Here is a 23,621-nt window from a genome sequence, read left to right on the forward strand (position 1 = left end):
TTTATAAAGGATCAAGAATATCGTCTCGAATGTAATCACGATTGGACTTTTTACCGATGTATTCCCAGTAATGAATCGGCGAAATTCCGTTGCCGGGTCGTTTACAAATCAGATTATGAGAGGCAAATAAATCACCGTTCGAAATATCTTCGGACGCATGAAGACTCTTTCTCGCGATTTTCATATTCTTAATTTCGGATTTGGATGGTATTTTGAATCCGTCCCCAAAGGCCGATTCGATTTCGCGAATCGATCGAACCATTTTTATCAATTCGTCCGGTTCTAGGGATGCTTTGTGGTCGGGTCCCGGAAGATTCTTATCGAGGGTAAAATGTTTTTCGATTACGCTCGCGCCCATAGCGATCGCGGCGATCGGAATATGAATTCCTTCCGTATGATCAGAATAACCTACGGGCAGACTAAAGGATTTTTTCAGCGTATTCATTGCGCTTAAATTCACTTCGTCGAATGGAGCCGGATATTCAGTAGTCGCATGAAGTAATACGACTCTCTTTTTAAGAGCCTGCCTGCCCTCAAACGAGGAATAAGCGTTCGTGAACTTAGAAAGTGATGGGGAAAGATCGTTGGGAAATAAAAAACCAAAAGCAATGACGCTTAACGCAGCTTCTATTTCGGATAAATTACTCATCCCGGTGGAAAGAATGATTTTTTCCGCTCTTTTAGATATCTCCAGAAGAAAAGGAGCGTTTGTGATCTCGCCGGACGGGATTTTAATTTTAGAAATACCGAATTTCCCGGTAAGCAGTTCGAGACTTTCTCTGTCAAAAGGAGTGGATAAGAATTCGATCGACTTGGATTTCGAGTATTCGATAAGAATTCGGTGCTGATCCTCGGAAAGCTCTAATCTCTTGAGCATCTGATACTGAGATTCGGAATTTTGCGTATTGTGCTTTTGATATTCAGCTCTCGGTGCGGTCTTACTGACCAAAAGTTCCGCTTTGAAAGTTTGAAATTTGACAGCGTCACATTGTGCACGGACGGCTACGTCGATCAACTCGATCGCCATATCCGTGGAACCGTTGTGATTGACACCCGCCTCCGCGATAATATAGGCTGCTTTATCTAACATTTGAATTCTATATCGTTAAATTTTTTCGAAACAAGATTCGAAAGTTCCAAAGCCTCAAGAATTCTTACGATTTTCTCGCTAGCGCCGCCGTTTCCGTAAGGGTTGGAGACGGTCATTAAACTTTTCGAGAACTCTGGATCGTATAACAAAAGAATTGAATTTAAAATAGAATTCTTATCCGGAGCGGAATCAATTACACTGGTAGCCTTTAATCTACCTTTTTGTCGATCGCCTATATTTACTGTCCCTTTCTTAAAATGGGGAACTTCTATTAAACCGCTTGATGAATTCCCGACGACACCGTCAATAAATTGCAAGCAAGAAAAGTATTTCAATGAACCTAAGGAAGTAAAGGCTTTGGAATTCGGATGTTTCGAAACAAATTCGTGAATCATCTCGATGATATTTCGACTTCCGGTATCTGAGTTCGGCAAGGTAAAGATCAGATGAGTGTCTTTTAATTCTTCCAACGCTTCTAATAAATTATAAAAATGCTTCTCACTCGTCTTCTCGTTCAAAGTGGCCGGATGATAAGTAATCAGCAGATTTTTTTGGCCAAATCGAAAATTCATCGCTTGTTCAAGCTCTAACTTATCAAGCAATTGGGTTTTCTGAATGGAATCGATTCCCAATCCACCCACATTAAAGACGTATTTAGGATCTTCTCCAAGTTGAATCACTCTCTTTCGATACACCTCGGCGGCGACAAAATGGACATGGGACATCTTCGTAACGGAATGTCGAATCGATTCGTCAAAAGCGCCTTCGGTAATTTCACCCCCGTGGAGATGAACGATCGGTATTAAAGATATAAGCGCTGCGGTTGCTGCAGCTAATATCTCGAAGCGATCTCCGAGCAAAAGAATAAGATCCGGTTTCAAATCGGTTATAGCATCGGCAAAGCCTATTATTCCCAGTCCAATCGACTTAGTGATAGAAGTGCTCGTATCTGCGCTTAATAACATCTCCACTCTTTTATGGATAAAAAAACCGTCATTTTCTATTTCTCTAAATGTTAACCCAAATTCGGGAGAAAGATGCATACCCGTAACGATCAGTTGTAATTCAAGGAGATCGCTTTTTGCAATTTCATCCATTACAAAACGCAAGAGACCATATTCGGCCCTGGTTCCTGTTATTACGCACACTTTTTTCTTTTTCATTCTTCGTGTATAAAATTCTTTTTCGAAAAGAATCGCTCTTCAACCTGATAATTTAATCATATTGAAGCTCTATTTAAATCCAAAAAAACGAATTAAAATTTCTTTGGTAAGTTTGCGCTGCTCGGAATGTTTATTAAACTTTTTTCAAGTGTTTCCGCTACGGGCAATTCCATCCTAGGAGACTCTTGAAATGGCTTCAACCTATGCAGCAAAGTCCAAACTGGTCGCGTCATCAAACCGCTTTCATTCGTATTTTTTAATATATTTTCTCTTTCTTCGAATCTGCGTTGGGAAAGGCACACTGTTTGTAACCAATAGTTGCTCTTACAACCGCGAGGCTCCTCAAAGATTCTAATTCCGTCTAACTTTGAAAAGGATTCCTTATATTGTTGAAACAGTCTTCTCTTTGCGGACAAGAACTCCGGAAGCATTTCCAGCTGGGCGCATCCTAAAGCAGCGTTTAAGTTTGGAAGACGATAATTGTAACCGATCTCGTCGTGAGTATACTGCCAAGGATGAGGGAGTTTAGCGGTGGTAGTCAAATGTTTGGCCCGTTTGGCTAAGGCCTCATCTTGAGTAAGAATGGCTCCCCCTCCGCCCGTTGTAATTGTCTTATTTCCATTAAAACTCAAGGTTGCGAATCGGCCGAAGGTTCCGGTATGCCGCCCCTGATAATAACTTCCTAAAGATTCCGCTGCATCCTCGACTAGTTCTAAACCGAAGTCGGCTGCGAGTAAAAGGAGATTATCTAAGTCGACCGGATGGCCGAATGTGTGCATAGGAACGATCGCTTTGATTCTTCGCTTCGTAATTCGATTCCATAAAAAGCCGTCTTTCATTTCACCGATTGAATTAAGATAAGACCGAATCGCAAAAGGATCCATGCCTAAAGTTTTTTCATCCGATTCGACAAAATGCGGAACAGCACCTAAATAAGTAACCGCGTTTGCCGTAGCAACAAAGGTAAGAGAGGGAATAAGAACTTCGTCGCCTCTTGCAACCTCTGCCAAAAGCAGAGCGATATGCAGCGCGGCCGTTCCGTTGACGACCGCAACAGCGTATTTCGAACCTGTAAAATCCGCTATATCCTTTTCGAATCTATCTACAAACTTACCGACCGAAGACACAAATGAAGAATCCAAACATTCCTTTAAGTATTTCCATTCATTGCCGGCAAAAATTGGCTCATGTAAAGGAACCGGCGAACTCCCGACCACATTACGAATAGCGGAAACAACGTCTTTAACGAAAAGATCTGAAGACATATAACTTAAATTTAATATTTAAAAAATTACAAATTATAAATATTCGCTTTATATAAAGCGAGATTCGCAGGATTAGTAAACCATTCAACCGTCTCGACCAAACCTCTCCTAAAACCTTCGACCCCCGCGAAGGACGCCTCCCAGTCGAGCAACGATTTCGCTTTCTCATTCGAAGCCCATAGGCGTTCTACTTCACTTTTTTCCGGTCTAAGTCTCTGGTCCTCCGTTTCAATTTCGACATCGACGTTCATTACTTTTGCGATTTCTTTGACGGTATCTCCGATTGAAATTTCATAGTTACTACCTAAGTTGATAACTTGTCCGATCGATTTTTCGGATTTTAAAGCCGAGATAAAACCACTCACCGTATCTTTCACAAAGTTAAAGTCTCGCGTTGGATGGATGGAACCTAATTTTATTTTTTTATTTCCGTTCGCAATTTGGGTGATAATCGTAGGAATCACGGCACGCGCGGATTGGCGAGGGCCGTATGTATTGAATGGACGAACGATGGAGACTGGCGTATTGAAGGAATTGAAGAATGACATGGCGATTTGATCCGCTCCGATTTTACTCGCCGAATAAGGTGATTGACCTTGCAGTGGGTGATCTTCGGTAATTGGAACGAACTTTGCGGTTCCATATACCTCGCTCGTGGAAGTATGGATAACCTTTGTAACGCCGACATCTCTAGCCGCTTGAACCACATTCAGAGTACCTTTGATGTTTGTATCGATATACGTATCCGGAGAATGATAGGAATACGGAATCGCGATCAACGCAGCCAAATGCAAAACAGCTTCACAATCTTTCAGCGCGGCCCGGACGCCGTACGGATCCCGAATATCACCCGCAAAAACTTCGAATTTACCTTTGACATCCTCCGAACATTGGTCCAACCAACCCCAGGAATTAAAAGAATTATAAAAAACGAATGCTTTAACGTCAAAACCGCGACGAACAAGCGATTCTGTTAGATGAGAACCGATAAAACCATCAGCACCTGTTACTAATATTTTTTTCATGAGGACTACGCCATCTTAGTTTTTATTTTTTTGAGGGTTCGATAGAAAATCTGTAACGGCTTAAAAAATAGCTCAAGGAAGAAAATGAGAACGTAAAGATGCATTACCGCTAAATTAACGGCCGAACTCTGCTCGATCCGTACCGCAAAAGGCACTTCTTTTCTGCCACTTTTAGGAAGAACTTTCACCCTTCCGTCAGGCAGATGATCGACTCCATTCTTAACGGAAAGTAAATCCCGCAATTCGTTTTGCTTTATCCTCTGAAGAGCCTCTTGCATTTTTACGTCCGGCTTAAAAACTCCACCTTCCGGAAAAAAGGAACAGAGTATGATTAGCTTACTTTCCTCGCGATTTGGAAATCTCGCATGCCAAGTTTTGTTAAAGAAGAATCCGAATTCTCCTCGATTCCCCTCAAACGGTTTGAGAAAGAATTTCGAAATCCCGATTTGAGCCCAGGAGATATTCTTTGCCCATCGAGGAATTAAATGAGAACAGGGTAAGAATGCGGTGTTTCCTTCCTTCCCTTTTTGAGATTTCAGTAAAAAGACGAAATTGGTTTCTCCGTAACTATCCTGATGAAGATAAAGCCCCGGATCGCCGCAAATCGATTTTCTAACGTTAACCTGCCAAACTTTGAGATTATCTCCAAGAATCGCAGAAAGGATTTGTTTAACCTCTTTAGAACAAAGAAGTTTATGGAACAACTCGTCGATTCGATCGTCACGACCGATCAAACTCAATAAGGTTGGAGCATCGGCCGAGAAATTGCTTTCATGGCTATTTTCATTAAAACATTTTTCAATCAACGATTCTAATTCATCAATCTCGGATTGAGTTAAAAGAGGATACGAACCTTTAGCAAACCCATTTCTTTTTAAATTTTCTACAATTGCCCGAGTCTCTTCAAAAAGATTATTCATACTTTTTTCCAAATTATAGATTTCTAATTTAGCGTCTTAAGAAACTTTTTCCATTCCTTAGCCCAACGCTTTGAAGTAAGTGCGAATTGAGCGCTAAATTCGGAACAGGCTTTCTTTCGCCGTGAATTTTCCGACCACGCAGAAGTATTTCTTTTAAATTCGACGATTTCGTTAACTAAAGATTCAGACGTTCTATGAATTACGCCAACTTCTTCTAATTTTTTAAAACTATCTTCGGTCCAACTCTCTTCTTCGCAATAAAGTCGATCCCACAAGATCATCGTTGGAATTTCAGAAGAAAGACATTCCAAAAAACCGGTTCCAGGTTGATCCCAAAGAACTATCTTACATCTTTCAATGAGATTTTTAGTTAATCCTTTATCAAAAGTTTCGGAACAAGTATAGTATTCCCCCCCAATTTCTTTCAGTCGAGAATAGGTGTGATTTAGGAGAGCGACCGTAAGCGGATTATATGGTTTTGCATAGACTTTGATTTTATTTTCCGTCGTCTTCTGAATAAAATCGATCATATATTTTGAAAATTCGTGAATGACATCCTTTCGAATACTAGATCCGCCTTGAGGCGCTCCCGTAAAACGTTTCATCATCTGCGGCATCCAGAGCACGTCATATTCTCCCGTCCTACCGGCCTTGACGTCCTTCCAATATTTTTTTCGTTCCGAAAGCCAAGGTGAAGGTAAGGGAATCGTCTTGATATGTTCAAGCTGTTTACCTTCATGCATTTTCGTCCAACCCCAAGTTAGAAAAATATCGGCTGAGGGAAGTTCGGATTCGATCACGGGAGAAATATCCCGCAAATAACCGTAGTGACCTCCATGCTGCGCCTTGATGATCTTATGACCTATCGATTTCGCAGCCGCGATAACGAACGTCGAACGTGCATCTCCGTCACCAGAGGAAATGAGGTATTTTTTATAACCTCCTTCGATTTTGGATTTCGCTTTTTTGAAATTAATTTCCATTCCTTCCAATAATTGAATCGGAAAACATTCCCGGAGAAAAAAACAAAATTGACCCCAAGAAGTTGTGACCTCGTCCGAGGAAAAGCCAATTCGAAAAAGAAAACTTTCGAATCTTTCACTTTTGACTTTGCCGCTATTAAAAAGTTGATTTCGTGTTTCGGACAATTTATCCAGAGGCTCAAAAACCCATTCGGCCTCAACTCGATCAAAATGTGTCAAATAAAAACCTTATATCTTAATGCCGCTTCTGCATTTGCAAATGTCAGGACGGAAAATTTTTCGAATTGAAATAAGCGTTTGAAAATTCTTTCTAAAATTCCTATTACTTTGTTTATGACTCTTTTATTTTTTCCAATAAAAAAGATCTCATTTTTTACCGTCATGACGGATTGATTTTTTTTTTCCTGATTGGAGACCCCGTTTGTTTTCGCCTGATTCAATTTCCAAATGGGAGCTAAAACACTTAGCAAATATTCGTTAAATTTGGATTCAGAAATTTTTTCATTCAACTCTTCTGTAATTTGAAAAATAAAATTAGGAAACGTTTCATCTTCCGTGACGACTAAATTAGAATTGAATCGTAATGCTTTTTGAGTGCGCAGAGCCCTTTCCCAAAAACAGTGACAGAGCGGAACGACCGCGTTACGAAGAAGAATCTTCAAAGACTCTTTCGTTATTAGATTTCTATTTTTAAGCGAGAGCTCGTCGGCGAAAGTATCAATGAGATGAATATAGAGATCAGAAAGCTCCGAAGAAAATTCGTATATTTCAGTTTTTGATAATTTAACGCCATTCTTACCCTCAGACAAAAACAACGCTACGTCATCGGATCCGGATGATTCCAATCTGATGGTTTTCATGCTTGCAAAAAATTTGGTAAGAAAGTTCCGTCTCAGTAGAAAGAGAGAAAACATCGTCTAAGGCTTTTAACCCTCGACTTGTTGATTTTTGAAATTATCTCTAAAAAAGATCTGGAATATTGGTATACCGTTGAAACTGAAATACGAAAATCAAATTTAATTAAAGTCAATCGACATAAATCAAGGCTCGGCTATTGCCATCAAGGTGTCAGTCTTATCTAAAGACGCCAATTTGTTTTCATAAGCGATATTCAATTCATTCGAGCTTAGAAAATTCCAATGATGATGTCCGCCCGGCGCTCCATTTTTTAACCAGTAAAGGTGGTTTGCAAGCGGATACCGTTGAACGCCAATAATTTCGACTTTTGAAAAACCGGCTTCTTTTAAAAATAAGCGGAGACTCTCGCGAGTATGAAGTATGAGATGCTCGCTCCAAAAGGTAAATTTTTTAAAACTTTCACAATCTAAAAAATCAAAAAGAAAATCTCTTGCATGAGGAACTTCTACGATTATTTTCCCGTTCGTATTTAATCTTTCTTTAATTAACTTAAGTGTATCAATCGGATTTACCAAATGCTCGAAAACATGAAACAAGGAAACAACGTCATAATTGCCATCCTCGACCTCTTCAATTGTTGAATAGGCTCGATAACCGGCGCTTATCAGCTCCTTTCGAATATTATCCTGCAATTCCACTGCAACAATCTCCTTAGCCATAGGTCGCAGTAGATCTAAAACGGCTCCGACACCCGATCCGACATCAAGCCATTTTTTATTTAACAGCAAATTACCTAAAGAATCGGCCCTCCGCCGAGCGTCCTCCTGTCCCACTCGAATCGCTACCTTTCGATCTAATTCGTGTCCTATTCTGAAACTCACTTTGTTTTCATAATAGGATAGATTAATATGATCCGTTTTAGATAAAAAGATAACCCCGGAATTTTTACAACGCAGAACGGATATATCGTTTCGATCCCGCACGGATGGAAAATATTCTTCCAAAGAATTTTCGGAAATAATTCCAAGGTCGAGCAACTGTTGTTCAATTAAATTCTTATTCATGATTCGATTTCCGTGAATTCTATTTTGACTCTTCTCTGGTCAGGATCCATTCTGCGTATCTAAAATCTTCCTCGGTGTCGATATTTACCGAGCGTTCGCTTGGCATAACCCAGGCCCTACAATCGTTCCCTTTGAATGAATTTCTGATAATCGTTTCCTTTCTGCTTAAATAAATTGCGCCATTTCTTATGAACATCGGCTTCAACTCTTGACGTCTTTGATTTTCGTATTCCTCACAAAAAGGAGGATCAATCAATTTACCGTTTTCAAGATATTTCATTCTCGCAGGATGGTTCGCGCCGACGCTAATTACGCTTATGACACTATCCGCGCCCGAGCTTTCCAACAAGTCGATACTTCCGTCGATATCTATTTCAGATCGAAACGGAGTTGTGGGTTGCAACATTAGAAATCCGTCAAATTCTTCCCCTATATTTTCAAAGTAATTTTTAGCGTGTAATATCGCCAAAATCGGACTAGCCTTGTCATCCGAAATATCACTCGGTCTTAGAAACGGCACCTCTGCTCCAAGCGTAAGGGAAAAGTCTCGAATTTCTTCTCCATCCGTTGAAACAATAAACTTTGTTAGTCGTTTAGATCTTTTAGCACTTTCTATAGAATATTGTATGAGAGGTTTACCCGCGAGATTTTTTAAATTTTTACCCGGTATTCCCTTAGAGCCGCTTCTTGCGACGATGATGCCTAAAATTCTCAAGTTAATATCCCCTATTCAGATCAACTATATTCTTCAACTCTTGATTTTTAATGAAAAGTTTCAAATTTTCAGAAAACAGAGAAAATTCCTTGTCCCAATAAGAGCGAGACATTGCCCCTATATGCGGAGTGATGACGACGTTGCTTAGCGTATGCAACGGCGAAGAACTATCCAGAGGTTCATTTTGAAAGACATCCAAACCGGCCCCAGCAATCTTCTTCTCAACCAACGCTTGCACTAAATCGTTTTCGACTACGGTTTCGCCTCTTCCCACATTTATAAAAAAGCTGTTGGTTTTCATCCGGGAAAACTTAGAAGAATCGAATATCCCTTTTGTAAGATCGGTCAAGGGAAGAATATTCACGACTGCGTCGTAATGGCCAACGATTCCGTCCAAATCTTTTAACTCGTAGGAAGAATTGTAACCGCCCTCTCTCTTTCTTTCTTTATCCGCGACCACGACGTCATAACGAATCCCTAAACAAGTCAAATAAGAACCAAAGATTCTTCCTATCTCGCCATACCCTAAAATTAGTATATTATAAAATTCTGAAAAATCAGATACTCGACCAAAGTAATCATCGAAATCCTCTCTTGAAAATTTCGATCGGGCGGATAATTCGGAAGATTTTTTTAAACCTCTTGTCAAACTTAATAAAAAGCCTAAGGCGGTCAAAGCCACCGCCTTTTCCGAAGTTCCCTTGCTATTGGTTATAAGAATTTGTCGTTCTTTCGCTTCAGAACTTCGGATATCGCTGATTCCTATGGACCCGAAATGAATCCATTTAAGCTTTGGATACCCGGCCAACATATCCGCTCTGAGACGATTTCCCCAGAAAATCTCCGCGCCCTCGACCGTACGCGGAAACCCCGGACAGTTAACGGGTACGATTTCAAATTCCGGAAATTCATTCTTGAATGCCGTTAATAACTCAGTTGGAATTCGATATAGATTAAGATGCGTAAAAAGGTCACACGCGATAATTCTTTTCATCTATTTTGCACGTGCAGGAAATTTAAAACCGCTCCCCGGAATGTAAGGATATTTTTTTAGAATTTCTTTTCGATCAGGAAAAGGTAAACCAAATTCCTCGGTTGCAATCAATTCTCCTTCTACGATGGTTTTAGAAAAACTGAACTCTTTCGAAATATCCAAGCTAACCGTCGGTTCTTCCAACCAGTGAACATTATCAAAAGCTAATGCGACTTCTTTATTAGCGGCAAAGGCAAGTGAACTTCCCCACACATGCATAGAAATCTTCATTCCATACTTTTTTGCCAGTTTACAAATTCGTATTGCCGCAGTGATTCCTCCACAATGCGTAACGTCCGGTTGCAAATAATCTACGCTCTGATTAGAAATATAACTTTCAAAATCGAGCTTAGAAGATAAAGCCTCACCTCCGGCAATTGGAATTGAAATGTGCGTTTTTAATTCCTTATAGTCGAGTAAATTATCCGGCGCAAGGGGCTCTTCGATCCAAGTTAAATTGAACTTTTCGACCTGCTTTAATTGTTTTTTTGCGATCTCGATAGTCCACGGCGGGTTGATAGTCCCCATAATTGCGTCGACCATTAGTTCTTTCGAATTTCCTAAAATATTCTTAGCTTTTTCGATTCTCTCTAAATCATTCTCCCAAGATTGAAAACCTACCCTCATCTTGTAGCTATTATGACCCAACGAAATTTGCGTATTTACATCTTCTTCTATCTCTTTTGGCGTGAACGCAGCCGATCCGCCTGAAGCATAAACTTTAATCTTTTTTTTTGATTGATCGATAGTTATTAGCCCGGCAATGGTTTTCTTTTCATACTTGGATTTAATGTCCCAAAGAGCTATGTCAATAGCGCTGTATGCAGACCGAAAGAAACCGCTTCTGGTTACGAATGGAATATGAATTCTATCGTATAAAAACTCAGGATTAAGAGCATCCTCGCCAACTAATTCATCGGAGAATATCTTGATTACTTCTATAAAACTTTCCGGCGCGTAAATGGCACAATACGCTTCTCCGTAACCGAGCACACCTTCCGAAGTTTCGATCTCAACGAAACCGAGCGTCTTCGCACCCAAGGGTTGACCCAAAACTTTTCCCGAGCCATAATTGGAAGACGACAAGAACGGTGTAACTTTAACAATTTTCATATTCGAGCATCCAATCACTGAACTTCTTTAAATCTAAACGAGGTTTTAAAATCGTGAACGGAAAGAATTCCGATTTTTCCTCCAACCATTTTACCGGAACGAATTACCCAGGAGGAAGTAAGACATCCAAGGCCATACATTGCCTTATATTGAGGGACCCTATCCTTTCTCGATTTCAGAGATGAATCGGTTTCCTTATAACCATCGTCGGCAGTTTGAACCCAATAATGGCCAAAATCGACTAGCCCCGGAAAAATCGTGTCACATCCTTTGTATTGCGCATCCACGACCAGCTCGTTAAAAATTGTGTCGGGTCTATTTAAGTAATCATAATTAATATAAAGAATAGAATCAGGATAAATATCGGTGGACTCAAGTCGAGTAAGAACGTTTTGGAGAAGTTCATCCAAACTAGACTCTTTTTCCTTATCTATTTTATCTCTATCAATCCAACCCACGCGAAGATCGTTTGCAATTTTTGCATTATTTGATACGATAAATATGTTCTTTATATATGAACATTGACTAGCCTGCTGAACGGCGTTTTCTACCAATCTGATCTCTTCTTTCTTTAACTCTGAATCCGTTAAAATCGGAATTATTGCGGTAACATAAATATTCTCCGGTTTTAAGAATTCAGGTAATTCCGCAAAAATTTCACCGTCTACCTTCTCTATGATCGAAACGACCCCCTTTGCGCGAGAAGGAGAATTCCCCTGATGGAGACCATGGTAATGATAGACTGAAGCCTCCGGATCATAAACGATCTGATATCCGGCCTCGGTTATCGTTTTACCCCATACCCGATCTTCGATATTCGTGACTTCTTCGTCGAAGGGATATTTTTCCCAGATATCCCTTCTAAACATGCTATTGGCGTTGTGAAAAAAATAATCCTTAATCTGAACCCTACGATCCTGTCCGAAGACGATTAAAAGATCTCTTTTATCGACCGGATCCGTAAAACTCAAAGGCAATTGCCTTCCATACACCGCGGCATATTTTTCGTTTTCATCGAAATTTTTTCGAAGGGTGGAAAGCCAATTCGTATTTTTAGGAATACAATGCGCCGACAAACATACTATATATTTTCCCGTAGAAGCTCGAATCCCCTCGTTGATCGCCAGGCCGGGTTTAAATTTGGAAATATTAACAAGTTTCGTAATTGGAAATCGTTTCGCAACTTGTACGGTATGATCCGTACTTTCATTATCGACTAAAATGATTTCAAAGTCTTTAAAGTCTTGATTGTAGAGAGTACGAAGACAATGACCGATCCACCTCTCTTCGTTTTTTGTCCTAACTATGATGGAAATTTCTGCCATAGTCTATCAGCCTATCATTTCAGGAAGAATCAAGATATCTTCCTGAATATCGGTTGTCGCAACTTTTCCGAGAAGTTTAGGTAAATCATAACTTGCATATCCAGTTCCCGGACCCTTATAAGACAACATAGATTCTTCTATCTTGGTTCCTTTCTTAATGGCCATCTTAGAAGCAATGGATATTCTTTGTTGATCTCTTTTGATCTTTTCTTCGGGAAGAAGTCTTTTGACTCCATCCCCCATCATCTTGTCGATATTTCTTACGGAATTGACTAAAGACTTCAGATCGGCAGGATTGAGTGAAATTTTATGATCAAATCCCATCATATTGTTATCTAGTGTTATATGTCGCTCGATGATACAAGCTCCCCTAGCGACGGCTGCTAGAGTTGCCTGACTACTAACGGAAAATTCTTCATGTCCGGAATATCCCACCGGTACTCCGTATCTTTCCTTTAAAAAATCGATCAGTTTCAGATTTACCAATTCAAGCGGAGTCGGATAAGCGGAGACACAATGAAGTAAGGCGAAAGGACATTGGGCGTCTTTAACGATAGAAACAGTATGATCCAATTCTTCTAAGGTCGACATCCCCGTAGAAATGATCAGCGGTTTTTGTCTCCTTGCTAAATATCGAATCAAAGGAATGAAGGTCAAATTGTGGCTGGCGCTTTTAACGACCTCTAAATCCAACTTCTCGACTGTTTTAGCCGATTCCAGATCGAAAGGAGTCAGAAAGAAATTAATCTTTTTTTGCGCGGAATATTTTTTGAGTTCCAAAAGTTCATCGTCTGAAAATTCAACGAACTCCCTAACCTCACGATAGGTCTTTCCAAATTCAGGAAAACGATTGTCCGGTGCGTCCAGGAAGGAATTGATCGCGAGATTCTTTACATCCCTTTTTTGAAACTTCACTGCGTCGCAACCGCTTTCGACGGCTACATCGATCAACTTTTTGGCGATATCTAAGGAGCCGTTGTGATTCAAACCGATTTCAGCGATAATAAACGTTGGCTTCCCTTCTCCGACTTCTTGATCAAATAACTTTAAATACATTCGTTTACACTCATTTATGAATTTTTTAATATGAAAGAAAAGTCCGCTTTAAGATCTATAAAACCTATTGTACCACTCTACAAATTTTGCAATGCCCTCTTTCACAGGCGTGTTGGGTTTATAACCGAATACAACTTCCAAATCCGTCGTATCCGCCCAGGTTGATACAACATCTCCTTTTTGCATCGGAAGAAAATTAAGGACCGCCTTCTTCCCTATTGCATCTTCTATGGCTTGAATAAACTCTAGGAGTTGAACCGGCGACGAATTTCCAATATTGTAAATCTTATACGGGGCAACGGAAGAGGAAGGATTCGGGGAATCTGAATTCCAATTGAGATCTTGGGTCGCCGGACGCTCGATAACTTTAACAACGCCATCTACGACGTCGTCAATATAAGTAAAATCCCTTTTCATTTTACCTTCGTTGTAAACATCCAACGGAGCGCCTTCAATGACGGCTTTTGTAAAAAGAAAAATCGCCATATCGGGACGGCCCCAAGGTCCGTAAACCGTGAAAAAACGTAAACCAGTAGTTGGAAGTTTATACAAATGACTATAGACATGCGCCATGAGTTCATTGGATTTTTTACTAGCCGCATATAAACTTACCGGATGATCCGTATTCTGATCGGTTTGAAAAGGCATTCGAGTATTCAGACCATAAATGGAGGAACTGGACGCATATACAAGGTGAGAAACTCCGAACTTTCTACAGGATTCAAGTATATTCAAAGTTCCTAATATGTTGGAATTTAAATAAGCGTGCGGATTAGTTAAGCTATATCTGACTCCGGCTTGAGCCGCCAGATGACAAACCTTTTCGAAATTCTCGGATTGAAACAACGATTCTATCCCTGTAGTGTCCGCCAAATCCATTAATACGAATTTATATCTTGGACTTGTTCTACTTATCAGAATTTTGCCCGGTTGTATGGAAGCAGTATCAATTCCGGATTCCTCCAATCTTGCCTTTTTGAGAGAAACGTCGTAATAATTGTTTAGGTTGTCCAATCCGACAATCTCGTGGCCTTCGCGAATCAATTTTTGCACGGTATGAAACCCGATGAATCCAGCTGATCCTGTGACAAGAATTTTCATATCGTATCTACTTATCCGCGTCTGGAAAACAATTCGTCGTATTTTCCAATTCTTTCAATTCGTCCCGAATTCAATTCAACTATCTTGTCGCAATTTTGAACCGTCGATAATCGGTGTGCGATCATCAGAATCGTTAAATCTTTACCCAAGCCTTCGATCGAATCCATAACCGTTTTTTCGGTTTCCGTATCCAACGCGCTAGTTGCTTCATCGAAAACGATGACGGAAGCGTCCTTATATAAGGCTCTTGCTATTCCGATTCGCTGTTTTTGCCCTCCGGAAAGACGGACCCCTCTTTCACCCACTTGCGTATCATATCCGTCTTTCAGACTTTCTATATGTTCTGCGATCTTTGCCTGTTCAGCGACTCGTTTTACTTTTTCAAGATCAATCTTATCGGAAGAAACGCCTAACGCTATATTTTCCGTAATGGAACTATCGGATAAAAAAATAGATTGAGGAACATTGGCGATACAGGATTGCCAAGCTCGAATATTTTCCTCAATTAAAGGAACTCCGTCGATGAATACGTTTCCTTGACTCGGCTTCAGAAGTCCCATTATAATATCGAGGAGCGTGCTCTTCCCGCTACCGGTTTGTCCGATAAAACCAATCCGAGCTCCTTTCGAAATTCTAAGATCTAAATCGCGTAAAATCCAAGGGCCGTCTTCCTGATATCGGAAAGATACGTTATTTAACGAAAGTTCGGATTGAAATATCATCGGCGCGGGAGGAGGTAAAAGAGCGTAAGAAGGTAGAGGTTGATTCAGTAAATCCAAAACGTCTTCCAAAGTCGCCTTAGAACCTTTGATCATTGCCCAGCCTTGATAAGCCTGTTGAAGAATTGGAAGAAGTCTTTGCGCGCTCAGAGCCAGTGCGCCTAAAAGTGGAAGAGACGATTGAAGGTCGCCTTCCCTCATTGCGGTCGTATATGCAAGACCGGCAATCAAAACCATTCCTAACGTTTCGATTACAAATTTAGGGCTGGCGGCGGTAAACGAGGATAGAGCCGATGCCTTTCTTAATTTTTGATCCGATTCTTTGAAAATTTCCGTATAAAAATTTTGATTGCCCGTCAGGATGACGTCCCTGATGCCTCCAAGTCCATCCTGAAGAAGACGCATAACGTGCGAATGCTCCTTCGACTCTACGTAACTATTTTTTGTAAGTTGCTTACGGACGAAGAACGCGAAAAGAACGTAGATTGCGCCGAAGGAAAGCATGATGCTGCTCAAAAGAATCGGATCCAACTGGATCAAAAATCCCAAAACGGAAAAAACTATAAAAATAGAACTGATGATTTGAACGATAGGAAGAACTATGGAACCGATCATTCTTTTTGACTTGGTTAAAATTCCGGTTACAACTTCACTACTGTTTCTGTCGATATGTACTCGATACGGCTGAAACAAAGTCTTTCTATAAATATCGATGCTAAGATCGGTTCCGACCGCAAAAGACAACCTATTACTTACCCAGAGAAGCAAAAGCCTCATACCGCCGGCAAGTATGGAAGCGAAAATAAAAATGGCCGTCATGGGGAAAAGCAGCTGATTAGGATTCGAAATATTCAAAAACTTGAATAGAGGAAACAGATATTCCAATTCGAATACTTTCTTGGGCATCGTCAATGCGCTCAAAAAAGGAAGAACCGCACCGATACTAAACGCCTCGGTAAAGGAAGTGCCAATGATCAAAACGATCAATAGAATAAATTGTCTTTTTCGGCGCGGAGAAAAGTGTCTCCAAAGGGTTTTCAAAGATTTTAATAGTGGTTTAGAAGACATTTTATTAATACGATTCACAAATCGGTGATTGAGCGCTGATTTGATTCCTTAAATACTTAGAAAAATATGCCATGAGAGCGTTTCCATACGTTGCATCCGAAATCACTTTCGCTCTCAAATATGAGAACAAAAGAAACACCCGAACGAACGCAAAAGCGAAGAAAGTAAAAATTCGACTATTGCAATAGACCCTAGGTTTATGCTAAACCGGTTGCTCGCTCGACATCGGCGGAGCGGCGGGTTTAGGAGGATTTTCCAATTGAATATTTAAGAAAACCGCTTTAAGAGAGAGCGCATAAATCGAAAAGAAAATGAACACATTTGAAGTCCTTAAAACGGTTGCGTAATGCCAGAGAGAGACAAAACCCACAAAAATAGCGGCCACAAAGGGGACGGAAAAAGCATTCTTCCTATTAAAAAATACAAACCCGATGACAGGATATAATAATAAGAAGGCAAAGAGAGTGAAATAAAACAATCCATACTCCATAAAGATATTCAAAAGATCGATTTCGGAATGGGGAACTTTACAACGGCCGACAATCGCGCAAAAATCGAATACCATATCCAATAAATCCAGAAAAGGATTTCCGGAATCCCCGATTCTTGTCATCCCCTTCCAACCTGCGTGATTCGACGAAAAACGATTCAGCATATTAGAAAAAAAGAATAGAGCTTTATTCAGAATTCGATCCGAAAAAACGAAAAAAAATACGATAAAACCGGAAACGAAACCCAATATACGATTTCTTTGTAGAAAAAAATTCCGATAAAAAAAGACAAGAAAAAGACCTCCGACGACGGCGGCGCCAATATTACTTGCTGATTGGCTCAAAAACAATCCTACGGCGGATAAAAAAGCCACTAAGAACTCGGTCGAGACCAGCTTATTTTTTCTGATGGCTAAACCGCAAAAAAGGATTAGAATCATTGCAAGTAGGCTTCCCGATTCATGCGGACGAATCCCCAACAGTCCGCCGCTTCTAAAAATCCCTTTGGTACTGCCAAAGAAGTCTAACGTATCGGGACGAATTACGAGTTGTCTATTATAAGCTTTAAAATAGCCCATAGGATAAGGCAATAGATTCATTTCGTAACTGTCCCATGCTATGGAAAAGCTGATTATTATCGCAATCAAACCCAATATACGAATGATCCGCTTCTCTTCTAAGTCCAAAAACGCAAAGATAGAACAAGGAAATAGACCGGAATAAACAAACTTTACTGCCAGAGATCTATCTTCGGAAAAAAGCTCAGGGAGTATCCAAAAAAAGGAAATCACCAAGTTAATGATTAAGATTTTTGCAATGAAATAAAAAGGTTCGTTTTTTCGAGTTAGGCAGGCTTTTATTAATCCCCAAAGGGAAAGAAAAACTCCCATAAAAAAAGTTAAGTATATGGAAGGATACGCAAAACTACCGTCGTTCAAAATCAAAGGAACCAGAGCCCTTAAACTGCATAGCAGAAGGACAAGACTCCCAAACAAAATCACGAAATTATTATTTTGAAAAAACTTCATTTATACTTGGAATTTCCAAGAAAAAAAGAGCAGGACCAATCTTTAATCTTTAGGTTTTTAAACGTTCGCTTGCGATTAAATTTCGCACTTCACTTATCAAATCCAAAAGGAAAATTCCGAAAATAGCAAAAACTAATGATAAAGAAAAGCTCACTGACAAAATCAGCGACGGCTTCCATTTACTAACGGAGACTACATTTTGTTTTTTTAAAGCGATTTCCACGACCTGATTCGGAAAGTAATTGTTCCTCAAACCGCTTTCAAGGACAGGACCCGAATTCGTTTTTTTCGAATCCTCGGCCAAAAAGGGAGAAATAACTTCCTTATGATAGGATAGGATTTTTTCCCTATCCTCTTCGTTCGTTTTAGTAACGATTCGAATCAAATTTCCGCTCGATTCATATTCGTATTCGACTTCTATCGGGAAAAGATTGCCCGCTCTAAAAGCATAAACCTCGCGAATTATTGTGGCCGCCTCCCCTAGAGGCGGTGCGCCGGCTGACGTAAGATATGGCATTGCAAGAAAGGTTGTATAAGACCATCTTTTTATTTCTTCAACCGGTGGACGCGTTTTAATAAAAAGAACTGCGCTAGACAACAAAAATAAAAAGAGAAAAATAGAGAGAAACGACCACTTTCTATCAAATATTTTTTTAATTAAATTTACAACTGCCGTGTTTTCCAAATTTTCGGAAAAATCCATATTATTTTTATATAAAGTATTCATTCAGCGTATAACCTCCAAAATTATAAACGATCTTCAAAACATATCAAGTGAGCAAATATCTTTGCTTTTCTTCCGATTCTTCCATTGCGGCAAATAATGAGGCGGATGAAATTCCAGTCTCCGCCTTATTCTTATTAGCTTCCAATTTCGAGTTTTTTACGCGGATGACGGAAGCCATCTTGAATTATTTCCGTGATTCCCTATCGATTCCCTTTTTTATGGAACTTCTGCCGGTTAGAATAACCTGACAAAAGTTAGGCGCAAACAATTTCAAACAACGTTCTTGACGAAGTCCGCATAAGCCAACTCGATCCCTTCTCTCAATTCCACCTGATGTTTCCAACCCATCTTGTGGAGCTTGGAAACGTCCAAAAGTTTGCGGGGAGTTCCGTCGGGCTTTGTCAAATCAAAGGTAAGTAAACCTTGATAGCCGACGACGTCTTTGACGGTCTCCGCGAGTTCGCGGATGCTGACTTCGATCCCGCTGCCTACGTTGACGTGTTCTCCGCCCTTCGGATCTCCGTTGACGTCGTAATTTTTCATAAGAAAAACGCAGGCGCGGGCCATATCGTCGGAATATAAAAATTCTCTCAGAGGTTTTCCGGTGCCCCAGACGACGACCTCGGGAAGATTTTTGATCTTTGCCTCATGAAATCTCCGAATGAGAGCCGGCAACACGTGAGAATTTTCAGGATGATAGTTGTCTCCGGGCCCGTAAAGATTAGTCGGCATAACGGAAATATAATTCGTTCCGTATTGGCGATTATAACTCTGACACATTACGATTCCCGCAATTTTTGCAACCGCATAAGGCTCGTTAGTCGGTTCGAGCTTCCCGTCCAAAAGCTGACCTTCGTCCATCGGTTGCTGCGCGAATTTCGGATAGATGCAGGAAGAACCCAAAAACACAAGTTTCTTAACATGAAAACGATAACAAGCGTCTATGATATTGTTTTGAATCTGAAGATTAGAAAAAATGAATTCCGCCGGATATGTGTTGTTCGCATAGATTCCTCCGACTTTTGCCGCGGCGAGAAAGACGTAGTCCGGCTTTTCCCTCTTAAAAAAATCAAGGACGTCCTTTTGTTCGGTAAGATCCAACTCCGAGTGAGAACGGCCGATGATATTCTCAAAACCTTCTTTACGAAGAACCCGTTCGATCGCGGAACCGACAAGACCCTTATGACCGGCGATATAAATCTTTGCCGTCTTCTCCATCACTGTTCCTCGACTTCCTTTTTCAGTTCTTCGATCTCTTTTTGAATCTGTTCGTATTCCTGCATCTTCACTTTGAGATAACGAACCGTGATCCTTGCCTTCTCTTCGAGACCCATCGGAGTCAGAAAATACGCGTAAGCCAACTTGTTCTTGCTGTTCTTAAAATTTCGAGCCTTGACCCAACCCTTATCCATAAGGGCTTTCAGACAATAGTTCACCTTTCCTAGACTGATGCCCAGGATTTCGGAGATTTCTCTCTGGTTTACTTCCGGATTTTCTTCTAAGATTCTTAGAAGTTTGTGTCTGAGCGCGTCATCCATGGGAATTACCAAAAAAGAAGGGAAAATTCGACAAAATGAAGAATGGGACGGGATCTTTAAACACAGCTTCGCCGGGTCAATCCCATATTTGGAAAATCTTCACTCATAAAAAGGGCGTATTTGCCTCCTGTCAAGAAAATTTGTTCAACTCTTGAACAGACGAATTTCCAATTTGATAGCAGGAAAGAGAGAAATTCCGAGGTGAAAACGAAAGGACCGGATTCTCACCTCAGACTGGATCGGCAAAAGTAAGAATTCTTCGAAAAGAGCGTTAGCCTTTGTCTCAAAACCTAACGTCCGCAAGTCGATCTCAAAAAAAGAAGAATTCGAAATATGATAAAATGACAAGATCCTAGGTGAGACCGAATTCTTAAAAAAGAAAAAAGAGAAACTTTAAGAACTCTGAATCTATAAAAGACTAAGTTAAAATATCAAAATATACGGTTCTTCCTTTTTCTTCTCCTCGAAACAAAGATGCCGCCTTGGAACTTCTCTTCCGATCCAATGTTTATGACATTCTATTCATTCATTCTATTCATTCATTCTTTCTAAAGAAGATTTTTCTTCACGAGATAAAAGCGAACGTAAGAAGATCATTTTCATCGACAGTTCAGTTTTTTCTTGCATTATGAATTCTTCGAACAAAGTATATCCAATTTCTGCCCCATAGATTTCAGGAGATTCTAACATTATGGCCGACTCTACTATTGTCCGTAGACTGGACCTCAGACTTATCGAAGATGGTATCTTAGATGGTTCTTTCCTAGACGACTACTCGCTCGTTCACCAAAAACTCAACGAAGAGTTTCACAAGACCGGAAGGTCCGCTCAACCGGAAGCGAACTTTGAACTCGGTGAAAAGATTCTCAGAGAATGGCTGCATGGACTTGCCCGCCAAGGCGCCTCTCAAGACAAACTCACGAGTTATCTTCGAAGCGGTCTTGCCCATCTTTCTTACGATTTCATCGAATCTTCGAACGAAGGCTTGGAAACAAGCGACGTGGAGGAACTGATCGGACGAGCCCTCGTTTCTTTTAAGAATCGCGACTTTGAAAAAACATTCTTCCGTGCGAACGTGGAAGACAAGACCGTCGTCAAGAAGGCCGCGGCAAAGAAAGCTGCCACGAAAAAAGCCGCGAAGAAAAAAGCGGCCAAGAAGAAGGTTGCTAAAAAGAAAACCGCGGCAAAGAAGAAAAAGACCGCAAAGAAAAAGGCTTCTCCCAAAAAGAAAGCAGTAAAGAAGAAAGTAGCTCGCAAATCCGCACCAAAGAAAAAGGCCGCGAAAAAGAAATCGGCTAGGAAAAAATCGAAAAAAAGATAATCGTTCTCGATTCTTCCTTTCGTTTTAAAAAAACCTTGAAGTCGCTTTTTTGATAGAACGCGGCTTCAAGGGACCCGATCAAAACTACATTTCAATCCTCGTCCGATTCAATTCTTCCCGAGCCTCGGGTTGACTCTTATAACGTTCGATCGCTTCCGCGAGCACCGGCGATGACATTCCGTAATTGGAAGTCAGAATCATAAAATGTGATCCGATCCATCCTTCGCTCGAAAGGATTTCTTGGATCGCTTTTTGATAGAATTCTTCCGGTTCCGTTCGAATTCGATCGTACGATCGGAGAAAGAGAAAGACCGCCGCGTTGCTGTTGAATTCTCCCGCGCGAACCTCGGCGATTTCGTCCCAAGGAAGAAGGATCGTCCACTTGCGCCTTCCGATTCGAAAACCGTCCGGATCAAATCGAAGGAATCCGACCGGTATTGTTCCGAACAGGATCATGGCGACCAAGAGAATTCCAAAACCGGCGATGACATAGGCAAGAATTCCCAAAAGAAAAGGATAACTGTCTCCGAAAACTGCGAGAATGGTTCCGAGTGAAATCAACAAAAAAGCCATCAGCCAAACTCGCAAACGGGAAGGTTTGATATCAACGCCACCGCTGACTCCGACGGAAATACTTTGAAACTTGCTTTCCCGTAATTTTCGAAAGATCGTCGTTAAAAAGGTTCCCGCGCAAACTCCGAAAAACGCGATCGTGACAATCCCTACGTCTCGGTTTTTAGGAAGAAGGAAGAATCCCATTGCAACGAACGTTAGGGAAATCAACGCCAAAACCCAATCCTTTCGTTTTGGTTTTAAGTCTTGGTAGAGAGATTTCGTTTTTTTCATCGGTTTTTATTCCTTGGTAGAATCTTTTGTAAGAGTTCCTACGTTGTTTTACGGTGCAAATGAAATCTTTTGTAAGAGTTCCCACGTTGTTTTACAGTGCGAATGAAATCTTTTGTAAGAGTTCCCACGTTGTTTTACGGTGCAAATGAAATCTTTTGTAAGAGTTCCCACATTGTTTTACAGTGCGAATGAAATCTTTTGTAAGAGTTCCCACATTGTTTTACGGTGCGAATGAAATCTTTTGTAAGAGTTCCTACGTTGTTTTACGGTGCAAATGAAATCTTTTGTAAGAGTTCCCACGCTTCCTCCGCGCGGCGCGGCCGCTCCAGGCCGCGCCTTTGACAATCGAACAGGGACGACAAACGAGCGAAGACCATATTCTTCCCAATTTCGTTCCGTTTCCGCACCTGGCACTCACAAAAAAAGAGTGCCAATTTTTACAAAAAATTCTTGAACTTTTTTCTATAATTAGCACTCTAATATGCAGATTGCTAAAAAGAGGAAACGCAAGATGATCCACGAATTCAGAATGATAGAAGACCTACATAAACTCCAAAATCAGTTTTCAAGTCTCTGGGATCCCTTCCTGGCCGCGGGGGGCAGCACCTACCCTTCACTCAACGTCCACAAAGGAAGCGATTCGGTGACAATCACCGCGCTCATACCTGGGATCACCCCTGAATCTTTGGATATAACCGTGAGCGGAAACCAACTTCGTCTGAGCGGAGAAGCGCCTTCGTATGCGCCAAAGACAAATTTCGGAGCAAAGCGAGTGGAACGATTCGAAGGAAAGTTTCAGAGAACGCTCGAACTCCCGACCGAAGTCGATCCGGAAAAAACCACGGCAGAGTTTAAGAATGGAATTCTCGTCCTAACTCTTCCGATCCGGGAAAGCGTTAAACCGCGCAAAATCCAGATTCAGACAAACTAAATCAAAGCAAAAGGAGAAACAAAGATGACTAACGCAGTTCTTAACAAGCAAACCACAGAGCAGGAACATTTCACTTCTCAAGAAGTGAAAAAGGAAAAAACCAGAGTTTTGACTCCAAGAGTGGATGTCTACTCGGACGAAGAAAACATCTATCTCCTCGCGGATCTTCCCGGCGTGGAAGAAAAGGACGTTCAGGTTCAGATAGAAAAGGATCAACTGAGCATCTCCGGAAAAACGATCG

22 protein-coding genes are annotated in these 23,621 nt (G+C 40.8%); 3 read left to right on the forward strand and 19 right to left on the reverse strand.

Annotated elements, in window-relative coordinates:
* Position 1 precedes the first annotated feature (1 nt).
* The 18 genes from neuB to CH376_RS11415 form a co-directional block, all read right to left on the reverse strand.
* On the reverse strand, positions 2–1,090 hold the full coding sequence (neuB, locus tag CH376_RS11325; protein ID WP_100785479.1) for an N-acetylneuraminate synthase: 1,089 nt from the start codon (positions 1,088–1,090) through the stop codon (positions 2–4).
* A complete protein-coding gene (neuC, locus tag CH376_RS11330; RefSeq protein ID WP_100785480.1) occupies positions 1,084–2,253 on the reverse strand; it encodes a UDP-N-acetylglucosamine 2-epimerase in 1,170 nt (389 codons plus the stop codon). Before neuC ends, neuB begins: the two co-directional genes overlap by 7 nt.
* 92 nt (positions 2,254–2,345) lie before the next feature.
* Positions 2,346–3,518: a LegC family aminotransferase gene (locus tag CH376_RS11335; RefSeq protein ID WP_100785481.1), complete on the reverse strand. Its 1,173-nt coding sequence runs from the start codon at positions 3,516–3,518 to the stop codon at positions 2,346–2,348.
* Positions 3,519–3,544: 26 nt separating this feature from the next.
* Positions 3,545–4,543 carry an NAD-dependent 4,6-dehydratase LegB gene (locus CH376_RS11340; protein ID WP_100785482.1) on the reverse strand — a complete coding sequence of 333 codons (999 nt, stop codon included), beginning with the start codon at positions 4,541–4,543 and terminating at the stop codon, positions 3,545–3,547.
* Between the two features lie 5 nt (positions 4,544–4,548).
* Positions 4,549–5,463 (reverse strand): putative 2OG-Fe(II) oxygenase, encoded by a 915-nt coding sequence (locus tag CH376_RS11345; protein ID WP_100785483.1) that lies wholly within the window; start codon positions 5,461–5,463, stop codon positions 4,549–4,551.
* Between the two features lie 23 nt (positions 5,464–5,486).
* Entirely contained in the window at positions 5,487–6,446 is a 960-nt protein-coding gene (locus CH376_RS11350) for a hypothetical protein (RefSeq protein WP_243394717.1), read from the reverse strand.
* A gap of 215 nt (positions 6,447–6,661) precedes the next feature.
* Positions 6,662–6,955: a hypothetical protein gene (locus CH376_RS24030; protein WP_125232018.1), complete on the reverse strand. Its 294-nt coding sequence runs from the start codon at positions 6,953–6,955 to the stop codon at positions 6,662–6,664.
* Positions 6,956–7,486: 531 nt separating this feature from the next.
* Entirely contained in the window at positions 7,487–8,368 is an 882-nt protein-coding gene (locus CH376_RS11360; protein WP_100785484.1) for a class I SAM-dependent methyltransferase, read from the reverse strand.
* A 19-nt stretch (positions 8,369–8,387) separates the two neighbouring features.
* Complete coding sequence (locus CH376_RS11365; RefSeq protein WP_165781741.1) at positions 8,388–9,083, reverse strand: acylneuraminate cytidylyltransferase family protein; 696 nt, start codon at positions 9,081–9,083, stop codon at positions 8,388–8,390.
* Between the two features lies 1 nt (position 9,084).
* Positions 9,085–10,077: a D-2-hydroxyacid dehydrogenase gene (locus CH376_RS11370; RefSeq protein WP_100785486.1), complete on the reverse strand. Its 993-nt coding sequence runs from the start codon at positions 10,075–10,077 to the stop codon at positions 9,085–9,087.
* The gene (locus CH376_RS11375) at positions 10,078–11,229 is read right to left on the reverse strand and encodes a mandelate racemase/muconate lactonizing enzyme family protein (RefSeq protein WP_100785487.1); all 1,152 of its coding nucleotides are present in this window, start codon (positions 11,227–11,229) and stop codon (positions 10,078–10,080) included.
* Between the two features lie 14 nt (positions 11,230–11,243).
* Positions 11,244–12,554 (reverse strand): glycosyltransferase family A protein, encoded by a 1,311-nt coding sequence (locus CH376_RS11380; RefSeq protein ID WP_100785488.1) that lies wholly within the window; start codon positions 12,552–12,554, stop codon positions 11,244–11,246.
* 6 nt (positions 12,555–12,560) lie between these two features.
* Positions 12,561–13,610 (reverse strand): N-acetylneuraminate synthase family protein, encoded by a 1,050-nt coding sequence (locus tag CH376_RS11385; RefSeq protein WP_100785489.1) that lies wholly within the window; start codon positions 13,608–13,610, stop codon positions 12,561–12,563.
* A 48-nt stretch (positions 13,611–13,658) separates the two neighbouring features.
* On the reverse strand, positions 13,659–14,711 hold the full coding sequence (locus CH376_RS11390) for an NAD-dependent epimerase (protein WP_100785490.1): 1,053 nt from the start codon (positions 14,709–14,711) through the stop codon (positions 13,659–13,661).
* A gap of 11 nt (positions 14,712–14,722) precedes the next feature.
* Complete coding sequence (locus tag CH376_RS11395) at positions 14,723–16,498, reverse strand: ABC transporter ATP-binding protein (RefSeq protein ID WP_100785491.1); 1,776 nt, start codon at positions 16,496–16,498, stop codon at positions 14,723–14,725.
* A 202-nt stretch (positions 16,499–16,700) separates the two neighbouring features.
* Positions 16,701–17,567, reverse strand: coding sequence for a hypothetical protein (locus tag CH376_RS24590; RefSeq protein WP_243394718.1), 867 nt, complete (start codon positions 17,565–17,567; stop codon positions 16,701–16,703).
* Between the two features lie 1,447 nt (positions 17,568–19,014).
* On the reverse strand, positions 19,015–19,962 hold the full coding sequence (fcl, locus tag CH376_RS11410; RefSeq protein ID WP_100785493.1) for a GDP-L-fucose synthase: 948 nt from the start codon (positions 19,960–19,962) through the stop codon (positions 19,015–19,017).
* On the reverse strand, positions 19,962–20,282 hold the full coding sequence (locus CH376_RS11415) for a MarR family EPS-associated transcriptional regulator (protein ID WP_100785494.1): 321 nt from the start codon (positions 20,280–20,282) through the stop codon (positions 19,962–19,964). Before CH376_RS11415 ends, fcl begins: the two co-directional genes overlap by 1 nt.
* 691 nt (positions 20,283–20,973) lie before the next feature.
* Between CH376_RS11415 and CH376_RS24245 the strand changes: the two genes are divergently transcribed.
* The gene (locus CH376_RS24245) at positions 20,974–21,603 is read left to right on the forward strand and encodes a hypothetical protein (protein ID WP_165781743.1); all 630 of its coding nucleotides are present in this window, start codon (positions 20,974–20,976) and stop codon (positions 21,601–21,603) included.
* Positions 21,604–21,687: 84 nt separating this feature from the next.
* On the opposite strand, the gene CH376_RS11435 is transcribed toward CH376_RS24245, so the two are convergent.
* Complete coding sequence (locus CH376_RS11435) at positions 21,688–22,449, reverse strand: Rossmann-fold NAD(P)-binding domain-containing protein (protein ID WP_100785497.1); 762 nt, start codon at positions 22,447–22,449, stop codon at positions 21,688–21,690.
* Positions 22,450–22,963: 514 nt separating this feature from the next.
* Here CH376_RS11435 and CH376_RS11445 point away from each other — a divergent pair.
* On the forward strand, positions 22,964–23,380 hold the full coding sequence (locus tag CH376_RS11445) for an Hsp20/alpha crystallin family protein (RefSeq protein WP_100785639.1): 417 nt from the start codon (positions 22,964–22,966) through the stop codon (positions 23,378–23,380).
* A 24-nt stretch (positions 23,381–23,404) separates the two neighbouring features.
* Positions 23,405–23,621: Hsp20/alpha crystallin family protein (locus CH376_RS11450; RefSeq protein WP_133124662.1), on the forward strand; the 217-nt coding region annotated here is incomplete at its 3' end.

The organism is Leptospira adleri, from assembly GCF_002811985.1.
GTDB lineage: Bacteria > Spirochaetota > Leptospiria > Leptospirales > Leptospiraceae > Leptospira > Leptospira adleri.